Annotated in this window: 12 protein-coding genes and 2 pseudogenes; 4 read left to right on the top strand and 10 right to left on the bottom strand. The window is 63.7% G+C overall.

Features of this window, described 5'->3' with window-relative positions; genetic code table 11:
* Positions 1 to 580 precede the first annotated feature (580 nt).
* Positions 581 to 1291, top strand: coding sequence for a toll/interleukin-1 receptor domain-containing protein (locus NLY44_RS27760; RefSeq protein ID WP_023727169.1), 711 nt, complete (start codon positions 581 to 583; stop codon positions 1289 to 1291).
* A 665-nt stretch (positions 1292 to 1956) separates the two neighbouring features.
* On the opposite strand, the gene NLY44_RS27755 is transcribed toward NLY44_RS27760, so the two are convergent.
* From NLY44_RS27755 to NLY44_RS27715, 10 genes and pseudogenes are all read right to left on the bottom strand, one after another.
* Positions 1957 to 3138, bottom strand: coding sequence for an IS256 family transposase (locus tag NLY44_RS27755; protein ID WP_286456084.1), 1182 nt, complete (start codon positions 3136 to 3138; stop codon positions 1957 to 1959).
* A 480-nt stretch (positions 3139 to 3618) separates the two neighbouring features.
* On the bottom strand, positions 3619 to 4722 hold the full coding sequence (gene fni, locus NLY44_RS27750) for a type 2 isopentenyl-diphosphate Delta-isomerase (RefSeq protein WP_460221784.1): 1104 nt from the start codon (positions 4720 to 4722) through the stop codon (positions 3619 to 3621).
* A gap of 28 nt (positions 4723 to 4750) precedes the next feature.
* Complete coding sequence (locus tag NLY44_RS27745) at positions 4751 to 5653, bottom strand: terpene synthase family protein (protein WP_023731263.1); 903 nt, start codon at positions 5651 to 5653, stop codon at positions 4751 to 4753.
* Between the two features lie 7 nt (positions 5654 to 5660).
* A pseudogene (locus NLY44_RS27740) lies at positions 5661 to 7199 on the bottom strand (hypothetical protein); the annotation flags it as partial.
* 146 nt (positions 7200 to 7345) lie between these two features.
* Positions 7346 to 8335, bottom strand: coding sequence for a polyprenyl synthetase family protein (locus NLY44_RS27735; protein ID WP_023806316.1), 990 nt, complete (start codon positions 8333 to 8335; stop codon positions 7346 to 7348).
* A gap of 147 nt (positions 8336 to 8482) precedes the next feature.
* On the bottom strand, positions 8483 to 9826 hold the full coding sequence (locus tag NLY44_RS27730) for a cytochrome P450 (RefSeq protein WP_023806317.1): 1344 nt from the start codon (positions 9824 to 9826) through the stop codon (positions 8483 to 8485).
* A complete protein-coding gene (locus NLY44_RS27725) occupies positions 9826 to 10668 on the bottom strand; it encodes an SDR family oxidoreductase (protein WP_023806318.1) in 843 nt (280 codons plus the stop codon). Before NLY44_RS27725 ends, NLY44_RS27730 begins: the two co-directional genes overlap by 1 nt.
* A 168-nt stretch (positions 10669 to 10836) precedes the next feature.
* Positions 10837 to 10962, bottom strand: a pseudogene (locus NLY44_RS33060) (ferredoxin); the annotation flags it as partial.
* A gap of 1 nt (position 10963) precedes the next feature.
* The gene (locus tag NLY44_RS27720) at positions 10964 to 12253 is read right to left on the bottom strand and encodes a cytochrome P450 (protein ID WP_023806319.1); all 1290 of its coding nucleotides are present in this window, start codon (positions 12251 to 12253) and stop codon (positions 10964 to 10966) included.
* 91 nt (positions 12254 to 12344) lie between these two features.
* On the bottom strand, positions 12345 to 13547 hold the full coding sequence (locus NLY44_RS27715; RefSeq protein ID WP_023806320.1) for a cytochrome P450: 1203 nt from the start codon (positions 13545 to 13547) through the stop codon (positions 12345 to 12347).
* A gap of 199 nt (positions 13548 to 13746) precedes the next feature.
* On the opposite strand from NLY44_RS27715, the gene NLY44_RS27710 reads away from it, so the two are divergent.
* The 3 genes from NLY44_RS27710 to rpoN all read left to right on the top strand — a co-directional run bounded on the left by NLY44_RS27710 (position 13747) and on the right by rpoN (position 17248).
* Positions 13747 to 14007, top strand: coding sequence for a hypothetical protein (locus tag NLY44_RS27710; RefSeq protein WP_155922504.1), 261 nt, complete (start codon positions 13747 to 13749; stop codon positions 14005 to 14007).
* A 1201-nt stretch (positions 14008 to 15208) separates the two neighbouring features.
* Positions 15209 to 15742 (top strand): peroxiredoxin, encoded by a 534-nt coding sequence (locus NLY44_RS27705; RefSeq protein WP_023724551.1) that lies wholly within the window; start codon positions 15209 to 15211, stop codon positions 15740 to 15742.
* 69 nt (positions 15743 to 15811) lie between these two features.
* Positions 15812 to 17248 (top strand): RNA polymerase factor sigma-54, encoded by a 1437-nt coding sequence (gene rpoN, locus NLY44_RS27700; protein WP_023806321.1) that lies wholly within the window; start codon positions 15812 to 15814, stop codon positions 17246 to 17248.
* Positions 17249 to 17279: the final 31 nt, after the last annotated feature.

Here is a 17279-nt window from a genome sequence, read left to right as displayed (position 1 = left end):
CCACCCTTTCGCCCCCGTTCGCGGGCTGCCTGTAACCGGGGCACCGTGGGCATTTTTATAATAATACCCGCTAAGGCAATTCGAAGTTGTTTGGATTGGCCGGTTAGCTCGGATCGGCCTGGAGCGTTCCCGGGTCGGTCAATCTCGTTCCAGAGATAGTCTTTGGTGAATGCGATATGAGCCAAGGAGCGGTGCGACCTGGGAGAGCAATTCGACGGAATATCGATGCCCTGGCCCGCGGACATAACCGACAGGGGCTGAGATGACGGTAAGCGCGTAGGCTAGGCCCCGTGTCAGCATCACCAAAGCTGACAACCCTTGGACGGCTCGCAGCGTCGGGGACGACTATGGGGTGGCGACAAGGCGCAGCTTGAGGTGTCCGCTTGAGAAGGCTCTAACTCAGGCTGGCTAGACCTCCGACCCGACAAGCTAACACAAACACGCAACGCACCGTTCGAGTTTATTGCTGGCAACAAGCCGGCTCCCCAATTAGAGGATTTCCCGGCTTAATTTCCAGCGTCGACTTGACTGCAAAAGACTTTCGCTGGAAGTGTCGACCTAGATTCGGGGGCTCCATAAAATGGCAAGCAAGGCAAAATCGCGGAAGCGCGTTGGAACTCTAGAAGACCGGTTTATGGACGCCGTTAGAGAATTGTCGGGGGGCGGAAAAGTGAGCGTTAAGAACGCAGCCCTTTTCAATAAACTGGGTTGGATAGAAGAACGTTACACGACAACTAAGGACCGCCTGAGGAAGAATGGACTGATAAGAGGAGGTCCCGGTGGGACTATGTCCCTCCCCCAAAATGCGGCTAGCCCCAGTCCCAAGCCTCTCAAGGCGTTTATCTCCTACTCGCATGCAGATGCGGCTATCAAGGTTGACCTTCTAAAGCACCTTACGCCGCTGAGCCGACTTGGTCTTGTCGAGGCTTGGCACGATGGCGAAATCGAGACTGGCGACAAATGGGCGGACGCCATCAAGGGCAATCTAGAGAGCGCCGACATTATCATCCTCCTGATAAGCGTTGACTTTATCAACTCGCGTTATTGCAACCAGATTGAGCTAACTCACGCGATGGAGAGAGAGGCCAATAACACGACGGTTGTTATTCCAGTGATCGCGAGAAATTGCCTGTGGCAGGAAGAGCTCTTCGGGTCTTTTCAGGCGACCCTCAAGGGTACATCGATCGCAAGTTTCAAGGATCGCGACGAAGCTCTGACTTTGGTCGCGGCAGATATCAAGGAAAAAGCCCTTTCCATGCTTGCCAAAAAGAACGGGGTTGCTCCTTCCTAGATGTGCAATCTGCACAACATCACCACGTCGCAAGAAGCCATACGCCAGTGCACCAGGGCTCTGCGCGACCATCTCAGGCAACCTGAACCGTCCATCGACATCTACCCCAACCAGCCCCCAACCAGCCCGGTCCGGTGGTCCGCAATGCGGCAGACGGGCAACGTGAAGTCGCCAACCTGCTTTGGGGAATGCCGACACCGCTCGAACGGGTCAAGGGCAAGGCCGACTACGGCACGACCAATATCCGCAACCCACAATACGGCCATTGGCAGCAGTATGTTGGGGTTGAGCATCGCTGTGTGGTGCCTGTGACGAGTTTCTCGGAGCCCAGCCCAACACCCGGCATAAGGACCCTGAGACAGGTATTCAGCGGATTGGTTCGCGCTCAATGAGGACCGGCCGCTTTTCTTCTTCGCTGGCCTCTGGACGCCATGGCATGGGGTGCGCAAGGTCAAGGACGGCGCCGGCGATTTCGAGCTTTACGGCTTCATGACGACCGCGCCCAACGCCCTGATCAAGCCGATCCATGCGCCTCTAATGGGCGTTGGGCACCTTGCCGGGGGGTGCTGTGGATAGCCGGAGGCACCTCACGACCGACCGCGCATGACTCGGGGGCAATTGTTGTGTGCGTCAAGTTCTGCAAAATGGGGCAGCCATGATGCTGGTCATGCGGCTTGGCGCAGAGCGAGCTTCTTGTGCTCGCGCAGGTCGTCCATGTTGATGTATCGGTTGGCCTCCATCCAGTTTTCATTGGTCTCGACGGCCAACGCCCTGACCAGGCGCAGGCAGCTTTCGGTATTGGGGAAGATGCGCACGACATAGGTGCGCCGGCGGATTTCCTCGTTGAGCCGCTCCAGCATGTTGGTGGATTTGAGATGCTTGTGGTGCTGTCTCGGCAGCCTGAAGAAGGTCAGGGTTTGTTCGATGGCATCCTCGGCCCAGCCTGTCAGGCGCGGATAGCGTGCCGACCATTTGGCAAGCCATGCGGCAAGATCAGCCCTGGCCTCTGCGAGATCGCGCCGGTCGTAGAGCCAGCGCAATTCCTGCAGGCAGTCGTCGCCGTGCTTCCTCGGCAGATGATCGAGCGCGTTCCTGAGGAAGTGCACGTAGCAGCGTTGCCAGGCGGCTTCGGGGATCACCTCGCCGATCGCTGCCACCAGGCCGGCGTGATCGTCGGACACAACCAACTCGACGCCCTTGAGGCCGACGAGGAAGTCCCTCCAGGCCGAGCGGCTCTCGCGATTGGCCATCTCCACGGCCAGGATCTGGCGCCTTCCGTCCCAGTCGATACCGACCGCGATCAGCACCGCCTGGCTCATGACAACACCGGCTTCACGCACCTTCTCGTAGCGCGCATCGAGGATGAGGTAAGGAAACGGCTCTTGAAGGGGGCGCCTGGCAAAGGCAGCGAGGCTCTCGTCCAGCCGCTTGTTGATGGCCGAGATCGACGAGGCCGAGAAGGCATGGCCGCACAGTTCTTCCGTGATCGCCTTCACCTTGCGGGTCGACACGCCCTGGACATACATCTCGGCCAGTGTCGCCACCAAGGCCCGCTCGGAACGCTGGTAGCGCTCGAACAGCTCGGTGGAGAAGCGCCCGGCCCGGTCCTGCGGAACCCGCAGCTCGAGCTTGCCGACCCGCGTCACAAGGGTACGGCCGTAATAGCCCGAGCGATAGCCAAGCCGTTCGGGCGTGCGCTCGCTCTTCGAGGCACCCAGCGCCTCGTCCATCTCGGCCTCAAGCACCTCCTGCATCACCGCACGGAGCACTTCGTGCAATCCATCCGGGTTCGAAAGCAGAATGTCTTTGACGGCAGCGCTGGCGGTCTTAACTTCAGTCTTGGTCATGGTGGCGTTCCTTCGCGGGAAATCAGGTGACGTGAACAATCACCAGCCTGCCATGACCGCCCCCTCTCAGCGAATTTGCAGAACTCTCAGCACACTACCGGGGCAATGTGGATCGGTGCCTAATTTGCATAACACCAAGCAAACACAAGGGATTGAGGCTGGCTTACCTTCTCCGTTGCTTGCAAGAATACTCCTTTCATTGCAATGGATTTGCACCATCTGCTCCTGCCGGTCTCCCGCCGCACCTGGTGTTCCGGCCCTTTCAGGGGCTCGGCTCGATCGGCGTGACCACCCTGATCAAGCATCGACATAGCCGTCGAATACCGCTTTACTCTCGGCTGTCCGTTCGGGGCATGGCGGGGTGCCTCCCCGATCACGAAGCAGCACCCGAACAAGCCCGTGACCAGCGCGTCCCCGCTTCCGAGACTTTCTCACTCAGTAAGGCTATGCGCCCGCCGCCACCTGCGGGCTACGCCGGCATCAACCGGCGGGCAGATGGGCCGAGGGCAATAAGCGGGCCTGGCGCAACGCCGCCAGATCAGCCGAGCCGGTGCAGAAGCAGGCGACGGCCAACTGGCGGATGACGATCTCGAAATGCGCGACAACGGCCTCGGTGGATACCGTAGCCGCGCGCAGCACGCCGGCTGCCTGCCCGGCGATGTCCGCGCCCAGGCGGATAGCCTTGGCCACGTCGACGCCGTCGCTGACCCCGCCCGACGCGATCAGCTTCACCGCTGGCAGCGCCCGACGTACCGCCTGCACGCTGGCCGGGGTCGGGATCCCCCAATCGGCGAACGCCATCGCAACTGTACGGTCGGCGGCATCGGGGGCCCGCTCGCCCTCCACCGCGGCCCAACTGGTGCCGCCGGCGCCGGCGACATCGATCACCGCCACGCCCGCCTGAACGAGCGCACAAGCCACCGAGGCAGAGAGGCCCGACCCCACTTCCTTGGCCACGATCGGCACCCCCATGCTGCGCGCGGCGCGAGCGATCTGGGCCAGGACGCCGCGCCAGTCGCGGTCGCCCTCCGGCTGTACCGCTTCCTGCAGCGGATTGAGATGGACGATGAGCCCATCGGCCTCCAGTGCATCCACCGCCCGGCGCGCGAGGTCCAGGCCGTCGGCCTCGCGCAGTTGCGCGGCGCCGATATTGGCCAGCAAGGGAACGTCTGGAGCCAGGCGGCGCAGCGCGCGCGTTAGCCCCTGGGAGTTGCGGGATTGCAGGCTTACGCGCTGCGAACCGACGCACATGGCGATCCCCAAGGCTTGCGCTGCCTCGCTCAGATGGCGGTTAATGGCCTCGGCGCGTGGCATGCCGCCGGTCATGGAGCTGATCAGCAGAGGCGCGCGCATGGTCTTGCCCAGCAGCGAGGCGCTGAGGTCGATCTGCGTCAGGTCCAACTCGGGCAATGCACAGTGTTCGAAACGAATGTACTCCCAGCCAGCGGCCTTGGCCCGTGCCGTTCGCCGATCCAGCACGATGTCCAGGTGGTCGTCCTTGCGCCGGCTCAGGTTGGTGTCGCTGATGCTCGCTCCTTCCGCGTCATCGGGCGACGGCGTTGCGTCGGATCGGACCGACGGCAGCGCGCGGACGCCGCCGTCTCCCGCGCGTTCAGGCCGGCGCACGCTCGCCTCCGCCCGCAGCGTCGCTGCGGTAGCGACTGGTCGAGGTCTCGTAGTACTGCGCGCGGATGGCCGCCATGGCCTCGATCAACGGTCCCCACGGCGCGGGAAAACGTTCTTCCGCCATCACCCGGTGCAGCATGCGTGTGTGGCCGGCCAACTCGTCCTTGAGGAACTCCACCACAGGCATGGCCGGATAGCGCTGCAGCAGCAGGATCGCCGCGTTGTCGGCCTCGCCGGCCGATCTATCCTTTTCGCGTCCATGCAGATCGTTCTGCAAACGCCCTATTGCGGATATGAGCCGCAGGGCCTGGCGAAACGCCGGACGCGGGCGCAAGGTCGCCATGTCCAGCCCCCACAGCAACGACAGGCAACAGAACACGTTCGTGTAGGCGATCGAATCCACGCCGTTCTGCAAGTACTCGGCGTAGGACCAGCGCTCCTCCCCTGCCGCCTGCGCGTGTCCGGCGCGCAGCGCCGCGCAGTAGCACCGGGTATCCTCCAGAAGCTGGGCATAGTCGCGACGATCGTAGGCGAGCGCGGCGAGCGAAGCGCGCAGCACAGCACAGCCCTCGAATCCGGGGAGCACACACCGCACGCCCCGCCCCAGCGCCTGCTCCACCGCGGCGAGCTGCTCCGGCGCGATCAGGTCAAGGTCGTTGCAATCGTCGAGCCAGAACAGCAGCGCCAGTTCGCGATAGAAGGCAACGATCAGCGTTTCGTCCAGCGGATCGCGGCCGGTGCGGGCGCTGGTGTCGCGCAGGCTCGGATGGATGCGCTGCAGGATGTACTGGCCGCCCCGGACTGCTTCCACGCCATGCTCGTCGGCGAACCCGGTCAGGGAACGCCCCCACTCCAGCACCTGCTGCAGCGCGCGATCGGTCGGGATCATGGCCCCCTCCTGCTCCCTCGGCCGAGACGCGCCGCCCCAAACGAAGCGCCAGCCACAACCCGGCGAGTTCGGCCACGCGCACCACCCGAGTGGGGCAATACAGTTCCTTTCCGATCCACAGCGGCGTCTGGGGCAATACATGCGCCGCGTGGCGGGCGAGCATCCACTTCAGCGCACGCGCCACCGCCTGCGCGATGCGCCGGCGCCCTGCCCGCTCTTCGCTCCCGTCCATCACGTGCAACGCGAACAGCGCATAGGCGGTTTCCTCGAGTGTGGACGCGGAACCGGCGCCCCAGGCGCCGTCGTCGCGCTGCGTCCGCAGCAGCCCCGCCAGCGCGCGCTCGTCGCGCCACTGGGGGTTGCCTTGCGCGAGCGCAGCGACCGCATGCGCGGTTGGATACAGCCAGGAAACGTGCCATTTCTCGTTGTCCCATAGACCATGCGGGTTGCGACTGGCCTCGACGTAGGCGCTGGTGCCGGCGGCGGGCTTTCCCAACATTCGCAACGCATGCAGGGCATGGATGTTGGTCGACACCGAGGCATTGCGCTCGCCCGGGAAGGTGACGAAGAGCTCGCCGGTTTCGAACTGGCGCAACGCGTCGGCCGCCGGGTCGCGGCCTGCAAGGCGAAGGACGCACAACGCAACGGCGGTGTCGTCCGCATCGGCCGCGAAGTGCAAGGCAGGGCCCAGACCGCGGACTCCGAGACGGGCGTCGAGTTGCGCGATGGTCACTTGCACCGCCTCGGCGAGCGCGGGATGCGCGAACAGACCGGCCAGATGCAGGGTGTACAGCGACCAGCATGGCTCGAACACATTAATTGGCCAGACGTTGGGAACGACACCTTCGATGCCGGTGCGCGTCGCCCGCGATGCCGCCTGCAGATACCCGTCGGTGCGCCAGACTTGCGCCGTTCTTCCCTGTGTCACGGCGTGCGCACGCCACGCGGCGGTGGCCGCTGGACTGATGCCGATGCTGCCGTCGTCGTCCGGGCATGCGGTGGCCGGCGACGTCCCCCAGGCTTCCCAGGAGTGCAGCAACGGATGGCCGCTCGGCAACGTCGCCACAGCCCCCAACTTGACCAGGCGTGCTTGCCGCAACGGCAACAGCGCCGGGTGGCGCGAAAACGCCAAGCCGCCCAGCAAGGATGCGGCCTCGTCGCACAACTGCGGCAGGATCAGCTCCGCGCCGATGGGCGCGTCTTCCGGCACCGCATGCGCGTAGGGATCGGGCTGGCGCTCGAGGAACCGGATTGCAGCCTGGGCTGCGTCGGCAGCGCCGGGAAGAGGATCGGCACGCTGCAATGCCAGCAACGCCGCCCAGGTAGGCGCATGGCGAAACAGCGGGAAGTCCGCACTTCCCCATCCGCCATCGGCCTGTTGCTGCGCGATGAGCCACGCGTATGCGTCGTGCCGACCGGTGACGTTGCCGTCGAATTGCAGAGCTCGCGCCGTGTCGTATACGGACGGACCGACGCTACCGCCGTCGCTCATCTCGCTCAGCAGATGACGCAATTCGGAAAGGATCTGTTCGGACAGCGCGTTCACGCGGTATGTTCCTTCTGCAGAGGGCTAACGAGAACAGAAACGTGCAGACGCCGCGCACGTCGCCGCCGACACGGACACTGTGCAGCATGCAGCGCCCGCCGGCCGATCGCACCAGCACAGGGGCGAGTCCTTACGGATGGGCGCGCTCATGCGTGTGGCGCGGACAGATAGACGTTGGCCCGCTGCAGCATCTGCGCCAACCCTTCCGCACGCGGCCCCAGAGGGGCGATGGCCTCCCCGGCCTCGTGCAACAAGTACAGCGCGAACTGGCGCGCTGCCTGCAGCCCCATGATCGACGCGCAGGTCGGCTTCTGCGCGGCCGCGTCCTTGCCGGGGGTCTTGCCAAGAGTCGCGGTATCCGCCGTCGCGTCGAGAATGTCGTCGGCCACCTGCAACGCCAGGCCATAACAGGCGGTGTAGCGATCGAGCGCACAGTACAGTGCAGCGTGCGCGGCATCCTCCGCGATGGAGTATAGCGCGCCCATGCGAACCGACGCGCGCACTAGCGCTCCGGTTTTCATCCGGTGCATCGCCAGGATCCTGTCCAGCCCGGCGTGCTTTCCGACCAGCGACAGATCCATGGCCTGCCCGCCTGCGGCACCCTCGGCGGACACCGCCTGCGCCAGTTCGCGCACGAGCGCAATACGATTGTCGCCCGGCGCATCCAGGCTCGCCAGCGTCAGGAAGGCGTGGGCCTGCAGCGCATCGCCGACCAGGATCGCAGTGGCTTCGCCGAACTTTACGTGCACGGTCGGAAGGCCGCGGCGAAGCACGTCGTCGTCCATCGCGGGCAGGTCGTCGTGGACCAGGGTACAGGCGTGCATCATCTCGATGGCGGCACCGACGTCGTCGAGCATGTGCGCCGGCGTGCCCGCCAGTGCGCCGGCAGCCAGACAGAGCAAGGCTCTGGTGCGCTTCCCGCCATGCAAGGTGGCGTAGCGCATGGCTGCCATCAGCTCTGTCTTACCGTCGTCTTCGGCGCAGAGCAGACGCGCCAGCGCCTGTTCGACCCGCTTTGCGCCGTCCTGCATCCAGATCTCCGGGAGCAGCCCGCCAGATGCGCCGCGCGCCTGCGCGCCCAATCCGCCGAATGCGGAAACGCCAGTTCGGTCGCGTGGAGTGGAACCGGTCTGCATGTTGTTGATGTCCTTGTAGCTGAGACGGCCACGGCGAGCGCAAGTCGTCACGGTGTTGCCGGCGTCACACGAGTGCGTGCGCTGAGTGCAGCAATGCCGCGCCCCGCCAGCGCCGCTGCCTTGCCACACAAGGCATGCGATGCCAGCTCATGAGAAGCCTATGCGGATTGCCATGGACGGATGTGCGGTCGGGTAATAGCGCCGGCCTTTTTCGACGTCGCTCAGCAACTGCGGCCGCAACCGGTCCTTGTGCATGGTCAGCGCCAAGGCGATGCAGAACTGCACCATTTCCAGCCATACCAGGTGGTAGCCGATGCAGACGTGTGGGCCGGTACCGAACTGCAGCATGTCCACGGGCCGGATCGGTTCTGTGCGTAGCAGCCACCGCGCCAGGCGGAACTGATCAGGCGCCTCGTGCAGCAGCGCCGAGGTCGAGAAATGCAGCAGCGGGATGCATAGGTGGGTGCCCGCGGGAATGCGCCGTTGGCCGAGTTGCAATTCCTGCAGCGCGCGACGCGGCAGGAGCGTGGTCGCCGGATGCAGGCGCAGTGTCTCGCGGAACAGCGCCTCGGCGACCGGACACTGCGCCAGGTCCGCGTGCCGGGTCGGCACCGCGCCCACGCGTTGCGCCTCCTCTACCAGGGCGTCCCACAGCACAGGCTGCCGCGCCAGCTCGATCACAATCCAGGCCATCGTCGAGGCAGTGGTGTCGTGACCGGCAAGCAGCAGCAAGCGAATATTGGCGATCAGGACGTCATCGGAGAGCGGACCGTCGCTGCGGTCGAAGGCGCTCACCATGTCGTTGATCAGCCCGGTGCGCGCGGCATGCGCGCGCGCATCGCGGACGAACTGGCGCAACTGCGCGTCGATCCAGTCGCGAGCGGCACGGCCGCGCCGCAAGGGCAGTCCGGGCAGGTCGACTGGTGGCGCGACGATCAACTGCAGCAATTGCCGGTACTTGCGATGCCATCCCGGCAGATCCTGCGCGGGGATTCCCATGAGGCTGAAGATGAGCTTCAGCATCAGGTCGCCGGTCTCGCGCAGGATAGTTACCTCGCCGCGGGCGCGCCACGCCTGCACCCGCGCCTGGATGACCGGCGCGAACAGGTCGCCGATCCCGGCCTGGGTCAGCCCCTTTGGCAAGAACGCTGCCTTGATGGCATCGCGCGCCTGCCGGTGCGCGCCGCCGTCCAGGGCAACCAACGTTCCGCCAAGCAATTCGGGCGCGATCTCTTCGATCAGCGCCGAGGACACGTCCTTGTGCTTGAGCAGAGAGAATGCGTCCGGATCCACACAGGTCATCAGATGTCCGGCAGGGCCGAAATCCAGCCAGAAGTGGCTGCCCAGCGTCCGTTCTGCGCGTTGCAGCAGGCGCGGCAGGTCGCAGACAATGGCGGGAAGATGCCCGACCAGCGGGAAAGCGCCGGGCATGACCGGGATGTCGGATCGCAGCCGGTGCCGACGGTTGAGTGGGTTGAGCAGTATGTCCATCAGCAGCGCGCCGCCGTCGCCGATTCGGTGTCGTCGGCAGGGCGCGCGGCGCAGCTGTTGCCACCGTTCGCGTATGTCGGCACATGCGCCAGCATGCCGCCATCGATGCACACGACCTGGCCGGTGATGAACCCAGCATCGGCGGAGAGCAGGAACGCCACGAGCGCGGCCACGTCCTCGGGGCGGCCGACGCGCTGCAGGAGCTGGTGCCGGCGCAGATGCCGTTGCATGCACTCGTCCAGCTTGGCGAGGAGACGCTCGGTCATGATAAGACCCGGCGCAACCGCGTTGCAGCGAATCTGCGCATGACCGTACTGGGTGGCGAGCGAAGCCGAGAGCATGTTCATCGCCGCCTTCGACGCGCCATAGGACGTCTGCGCCGTGTCACCGCTGAGCCCTTGGCACGACGACATGTTGACGATCGCGCCACCGCCGCGGGCGATCATCCGTGGGATGGCCTGCCGGCAGCAGAGCAGCGTGCCGCGCAGATTGGTCGCCATGGTCTGGTCCCAGACTGCCAGGTCCAGGTCGAGGATCGCGCAGTCGCGCGGGGTCAGATGCATGGCGCTCGCATTGTTAACCAGCAGGTCGACCCCACCGAAGTGCCGCTCCGCCGTCTCGAACAGCGCTGCCACCGCCTGCTCATCGGCGATATCCATGGCTATGGGCAGCGCGTGGCCTGCTTCGGCCGCGATCTGCGCGGTGCAGGCGATGGCCGCCGAGCCATCAATGTCGGCCACCACCACTCTGCCGCCCCCGCGCGCGATGGCGAGAGCGCATGCCTTGCCGATGCCGGCGCCGGCGCCGGTCACCACGGCCACCTTGCCTTCAAACCTTGCCATCGTGTCTCCTGAATTGCATTGGTCTTTCGCAGCATGCCGCTCGGCCTGCGCCGGAGAAGGCGCAGGGTCGGCACTGGCGCTCTCGTCATGGCTAGCGCCGCTTTCGATGACCCGAATGGCGGCGACCGGGCACTGGTTGGCCGCAAGCCGCACGGCGGCGTGCAGCGCCTGCGGGACCGTCGCCACGCACACTTCGGCCACCCCGTCCGGTTCGCGCTGGCGAAAGGCGCCCGGCAGCGTCAGCACGCACTGCCCGGTAGTTCCGCACAGATCCTGATCGACCACGACCCGCATCTCAGCCCTCCTGCCGATGCAGCCGCACCGGCAGCGCGCGGAACGTCCTAAGGAACGCGGAGGGCTCCCGGGTCGGCTGCTCGGCCAATGCCAGCGTGGGGAAGCGCGCCTGGATCCGCGGCAGGCTCTCGGCCAACTGCACCCGGGCCAGTTGCGCGCCAAGGCAGAAGTGGATGCCGTGGCCGAAGGCCAGCATGATCTTCCCGTCGATCGAAATGCCAGAACTAGTGCCGTAGAACCGCACGGGATCGAAGCGGTCCGGATCGGCGAAGGCGTCCGGGTCGCGATTGCCGGCCGCGATCAGAACGCGCACGTCCGCGTTCTTCGGGATCACCACGCCGCCCAGTTCGATGTCGCGCTGGGCGATACGCGGAATGGAGCTGAACATGGCGGGCGCGTCGTAGCGCAGGGCTTCTTCGACGAATGCCTTTACTCCCATGGCATCACCTTTCAGCCAGTGCCGCTGTTCGGGATACGCCAGCATCGCCAGGACAGCATGGCCGATGGCCGCGGCAGTGGTGGCGAAGCCGCCCAGCAACATGCCCCAGAGCATGCTGATCAATTCCGTATCCGACAGCATCTCGGCATCGCCGTCGTGTGCGCCGACCAGCATTGACACGATGTCGTGGCTGGAATCGGAGCGCTTGCGCTGTATGAGGTCGCCGAAGTAGGCCTGCACCCTGGCGCTGGCCTCGTCCCCCGCGGCGAGCTGCGGATCGCTGGCGTGCGGGCTCAGGCCTTCCAGAATGGCGCTGATGCCGGTGACGAGCCCGAGAATGTCGTCCGGGGGCATGCCGAACAGTTCGCCGAAAACCAGCATGGGCAAGGCCAGCGCGAATTCCTGATGCAGGTCCACTGCCTCCCCGCGCTCCAGTGCGGGCGCCATGCCGTCCAGGCGCGCTGCGACAATGCGAGCGATGGCCGGCCTCAGCTTGTCGATCTGGCCGATGGTGAAATCGCGCGAGATCAGCCGGCGCAGACGCGTATGCGTTGGAGGTTCCTTCATCGCCAAAGTGGACGCCAGCAGACTTAGCGACAGGCTGGTCGCCGCACGCGGGAAATAGCGCGCCAGTTCGCCTGGCGCCGGCCCCCGAAAAGCATCGCCCGTGGCCTTGAGCGCCCAGTAGATGTCGGCGTGGCGGCTCAACAGAAAGAGGCCCGACGCCGCGCGATGTACCGGATCGTGCTCGCGCAACCACCGCATGAATGGATACGGGTCCTGAATGCACGCTGGCGACGCCAGTTCGGCGAAGGCGTCCCGGCATGCTGCCATCGTTTCTTGCACGTCCATCTTGGTCACCTGTTGGTTGGCTGATCTGATCGGCGCGCGGCAGTCGCGCGGGCAATTCGAGGACATCGCGATTCCTCGTGGCGTCCGCGGATCACCAGAGCACCGGGAACTCCTCGAACCCGCCAGTGATGATCTCCTTGCGCAACTTCAGTTCTTCGGGCGCCACGGCCAGGCGCAGCGCGGGAAAGCGCTGGAAGATCGAACCGAACACCGCCTTGAGTTCCAGCCTGGCCAGCGCCAAGCCGACGCAGTTGTGGGGCCCGTAGGAGAACGCCAGGTGCGGGTTTTCGTCACGTCCGATGTCGAAGATTTCCGGGTCGTCGAAATGGCGCGGATCGAATGACGTCGCCGGCAGGCCGACCAGCACCTTGCTCTCCGCGGGAACATGCACGCCCGCGATGGTCACGTCGGTCCTCGGATAGCGCATGATGCCGTCCCAGCCGGCGCCCGGCGGGTACATGCGCAGGATTTCCTCTACCGCCTTGTCCACCAGGGATGGATCGCCGACCAGGCGTTCGCGCTGTTGCGGATGGCGGAACATGGCCAGCAGGCCGAATTCGATCTGCGCCACGGTGCTCTCGTGCCCCGCCACCAGCATGCCCGCCGCCAGGCCGATCGCCTCTTCCTCGGTCGCCTTGCCCTGGTCGACCGCCGCGAGCAGATCCGTCAGCACGTTGTCGCCCGGATCCTGGCGCTTGTCCCGCATCTTGCCGCGAATGTAGGCGCGGAGTTCTTCCCAGGCCAAGCGCGACGCGCTTCGCGGGCCGCTTTCATGCTGGTGCGTCATCACCTCGTCGGACAGCCCGGCGAAAAAGGCGTGATCCTCGTAGAGCACGCCCATCAGCGCGCCAATGACCATGGCGGGAAGCGGAAAGGAGAGGTGGCGCCGCAGATCGGCGGGCTGGGGCTGGGCCGCCAGCGTCTCGAACAACTGCGCGGCGATCGCCTCGACCTGCTGCGCGAGCAGCTTCACCCTGCCGTTGCTGAAGGCCGACGCCACGATCGTGCGTAACCGCGTATGCTCGCCCCCCTCGTGCGAGACCAGCCATCCTGGCGAACCGAGAATCACCGAATCCGGGGTGAATGCCGCCGGCGGCATTCCCGCGGGCCGGAACGCCGCGTCGGACAACACCGCCCGGGCCTCGTCATAGCCTGTCACCCACCAGCCTTCGTGCCCGGACGGGAAGCGCACGCGGTGGATCGGACCGTTGGCCCGTAGCGCCAACATCTCAGGCGAGGGCTCAATGTGATCGACGCGCCACATCGGCAGCATCGGCAAAGGTTGTTCGGACATGCTGGCACTTCACTCTATAGCGATGGAAGGGCGGAAGGTGACCGGCGGGCGCTGCGGTAGAGAAGACCTAAGACGGCATGTAGACGACGTCGTCGGAAGGCAGACCGATTATCAGGATCGGCTAACGCTTAACTGCCTAGGCAAACGCGCGGCGAGATGCAGAACGTTATCCTGTACCTTCGAGGTCAGGATAAAGTCGGTGTGGTGGGCCTTTGACTCGCCGCCGGCCAAGATTTCCTGCGCAAGGGTCGACAAGAGCGGCGAGCTGTTGGGTAAGGGCGGTTTCGCCGAGGACCCCATGCCCATAGACGCTATCCGACGCGGATTTGACATTTTGCTTTTCTTTCTTCGTTCCATTCGTGCCATCCACGAAATGAAAGTCGGTCGGCGGCTCCCGGCCCGCAACGAAGCGGCTTCAAAACTCGTGCCAATTTGGCCAACCGAAGAAAAAAATCTGTGATGCTTTTAGGGGCTTAGCCTGAGGCCAGAGAAGAGCTAGGCGAAATAGGCCGGTGTCGCGGGCCAACAAAGGCGACGGAAAAGTGTCGGACAGAACGCCTCGGCGACCTTTAGGTCGGGCTTGCGACATTCTGGTCCAGTTTCGAACATAAGAGGCGGCGAACAGACACGATTGGGGAATTCGATCCTCACGGGGCCAAGGCGCTTGCCCAAGAGCGCCCGCTCATGGTCGCTGCGACAGGCGCATGTTCGCGATAGCCGTGCCGGCGCACCAATGAACGCTAGCGCCACACGTTACGCAATGACTGGAGTGCCCTCCAGGCTCAGGTAATGCATCGGCTCGGCTTCCGGTTCGTCTTTGCCCAGCCGGGGCTGAAGCGCCGAATATCCGCACCATACAGCATCGTTGTTGCCTGTGTGACGAGGCGGTTATAGCGCGCGCCCGATCTTCTAAGACACGGCCTCCGAGAAGGAGGGGCGGTCCAACAGCCCCTCTATTCCAAATGGCACGCCGCTTGCTGCTCCTGGTTAGAGCACCATCAAATCACGATGAAAGCGACTTGCACCATGCCCGACACGCGAAGCTCCAGACCGTGGCCTGAGGAGACGGTGCCCCTTGCAGCTGAACATCGGGGCATCGTCTCCTCCGGAAGTCCGTTCTGGATGGCCGCTTTGCGCATGGCTGGTCCGATGCCGGCACGCCAACACGGGCAGCGCACGCAAATGCGGTTTGCCGGTTCTGTTCAGCATCTGAGTGCCGAAAAGCCTTGTCAAAGGGTCGTCACCCAAGCCAAAGCCGGCGGGTCACTGCCACATATCGACAACATGCTGAACCAGTCCAGTGACGCGGAATCCAGTGAAGCGGGTCTGTTGCGTGAAGTGACATTTCAGGCCCCCACATGCTTTGCGATATTGGCTCCTTCCGGCCGCTATCCCTTTTCCAAACGCACTATCGCTAGTGACCGATCCCGCTTCCGGCGCCATAGCCGTGGAAAGCAACCGGCTCGACGGTGTCCAGCTCGCTCAGATCGATTGCGTTCGGGTGGCCAAGACCAACCGCCAAGACGTTCCCATACGTCGGGAGGGAAAAAAGGAGGTTGCGAGCCGCGAGGCCCTCATTCCGTGCCGGGGATACGAGCCTTTGCCCGGTATTGCGCCAGCCTCTGCCAGAATTCAGCGCAGTCTTCTTCAGGAGCAACTTGATGACAGTTCGAAAGAAAGTTCCCTTCGTCACCTTTCTCACGCGTGTTCACGATAAGTCAGTCCAGGGGCCAAATCCATATCGCTGGCAAGAAAAAACATCTGACGACTACTTTGCCGGCAAGCGGGTCATCCTGTTCTCGCTGCCTGGCGCCTTCACCCCGACCTGCTCGACCTACCAATTGCCCAAGTTCGAAGAGCTCTATGATCAGTTTGCGAAGCAGGGAATTGACGCGATTTACTGCCTCTCGGTCAACGATGCCTTCGTCATGAATGCGTGGGGAAAGTCCTTGGGCCTGAAGCAGGTCCAGCTCATCCCCGATGGCTCAGGCGAGTTCACACGCAAGATGGGCATGCTGGTTGCCAAGGACAATCTCGGATTCGGGATGCGCTCATGGCGCTACGCCGCCCTGATCAACAATGGCGTGGTGGAGCACTGGTTCGAGGAGGAAGGTTTCTCCGACAACTGCGAGGCCGACCCGTATGGCGTTTCATCCCCGCAAAACGTTCTCGAAACGCTGAAAGCCGCCGCATGACCTAGAAAACGTCTCACTGGCGCCATTGCAGGCCCCAAGAGGCTCCTCGACAGGATTATCGCACTCACCATGCAATCTTCAGCAAGCCTGTTTCAGCGCCAGAAGCAATCCATCGTCGCATCGCCTCAACTCATTGAGTCGATTCGCTTGCTGCAACTGGCGCATACCGAACTGCATCAGTTCGTGGAGGGGGAAATCGAGAAGAACCCGCTCTTGGAATCTGCGTCAAACGATGGCGGGCCTTTTGACGATGCTTCGATTTCGGGAGCGGATCAGCCTGTCGGCTTTGGGGCAAACGCCGTTGAAGGTCCGACCGGGGCAGGGTCGCCTGAACGGCTCGGGCAATGGAAATCACTTCGCAACACGACCAACAACCCGCCGGGCAATGGCCCTTCCCTCGACGAGTTTGCCACCCTTGCCGAAACATTGCACGACCATGTCGCTCGTCAGATCGCCCTCACTGCGTTCACACCACAGGAGCGGCTGATCGCTGGCCAGCTTGCCGCCGATCTGGAAGACACTGGCTATCTTCGGGCAAGCCTTTTGGAGCTGGCCGAGAGCCTAAATGTCCATGAGGCTGTTGTGGAACGGGTTCTCGGAACCTTGCAGCAATTTGATCCACCGGGAGTTTTTGCGCGAAGTCTCAGAGAATGCCTCGAGATTCAGTTGCGCCAGCGAAACCGGCTCGACCCAGCAATGGCAGCTTTGGTTGCCCATCTTGAAATGCTTGCGCGACGCGATTTTGAGGCGCTGAAGCAGCATTGCGGCGTCGATGAAGAAGACCTTCTCGACATGATGCATGAGGTTCGTGCGCTCGATCCAAAGCCTGGGAACAGATTCGAATCCGGTGCGTCTGAATCAATCATACCCGACGTCTGGGTCACGCCCTCGCCGCAAGGCGGGTGGCAGATCGAACTTGATCCCGCCACGCTGCCGAAGCTGCTGATCAACCAAACCTACTATGCCGAAGTCACGCGTCAGACTGCCCAAAATTCGAAAGATCAAGCATTTCTCGACGAATGCTTGCAAAACGCGAACTGGCTAATCCGCAGCCTCGATCAGCGCGCCAAGACGATTGTTAAGGTTGCGGCTGAAATCGTGCGTCAGCAGGATGCCTTTTTGGAACATGGCGTCGCCCACCTGCGGCCTCTCAATCTTAGAACCGTCGCTGACGCGATCGGCGTGCACGAGTCGACGGTAAGCCGGGTGACCTCGAACAAGTACATGCTTACCCCGCGCGGAGTTTTTGAACTGAAGTATTTTTTCACCGTCGCGATCGCGTCCTGCCAAGGCGGCGATGCGCACTCCGCCGAAGCTGTCCGGCATCGGATCAAAGCGATCATTGCCGCAGAATCTCCCGGCGACGTGCTTTCCGACGAGGACATCGCTGTCCGGCTGAAGGAAACTGGCATTGATGTTGCGCGCCGCACCGTCACAAAGTATCGCGAAGCAATGAACATCCCCTCCTCAGTGCAACGCCGCCGGGAAATGCGCTTGTGTTTTTAGATTTGGGTCAAGGCAGCCTACATCACGTTGC

The organism is Mesorhizobium sp. C089B, assembly GCF_030323125.1.
Lineage (GTDB): Bacteria > Pseudomonadota > Alphaproteobacteria > Rhizobiales > Rhizobiaceae > Mesorhizobium.
The sequence above is the reverse complement of the archived record's forward strand: the minus strand, read 5'-3'. Positions and strand labels throughout refer to the sequence as shown.

Coding starts and splice junctions, on each gene's coding strand:
- NLY44_RS27755 (WP_286456084.1), bottom strand. CDS start 3,138: ATGACCAAGACTGAAGTTAAGACCGCCAGCGCTGCCGTCAAAGACATT.
- NLY44_RS27760 (WP_023727169.1), top strand. CDS start 581: ATGGCAAGCAAGGCAAAATCGCGGAAGCGCGTTGGAACTCTAGAAGAC.
- NLY44_RS27730 (WP_023806317.1), bottom strand. CDS start 9,826: ATGGACATACTGCTCAACCCACTCAACCGTCGGCACCGGCTGCGATCC.
- NLY44_RS27715 (WP_023806320.1), bottom strand. CDS start 13,547: ATGTCCGAACAACCTTTGCCGATGCTGCCGATGTGGCGCGTCGATCAC.
- NLY44_RS27705 (WP_023724551.1), top strand. CDS start 15,209: ATGACAGTTCGAAAGAAAGTTCCCTTCGTCACCTTTCTCACGCGTGTT.
- NLY44_RS27745 (WP_023731263.1), bottom strand. CDS start 5,653: ATGATCCCGACCGATCGCGCGCTGCAGCAGGTGCTGGAGTGGGGGCGT.
- rpoN (WP_023806321.1), top strand. CDS start 15,812: ATGCAATCTTCAGCAAGCCTGTTTCAGCGCCAGAAGCAATCCATCGTC.
- NLY44_RS27720 (WP_023806319.1), bottom strand. CDS start 12,253: ATGGACGTGCAAGAAACGATGGCAGCATGCCGGGACGCCTTCGCCGAA.
- NLY44_RS27735 (WP_023806316.1), bottom strand. CDS start 8,335: ATGCAGACCGGTTCCACTCCACGCGACCGAACTGGCGTTTCCGCATTC.
- NLY44_RS27725 (WP_023806318.1), bottom strand. CDS start 10,668: ATGGCAAGGTTTGAAGGCAAGGTGGCCGTGGTGACCGGCGCCGGCGCC.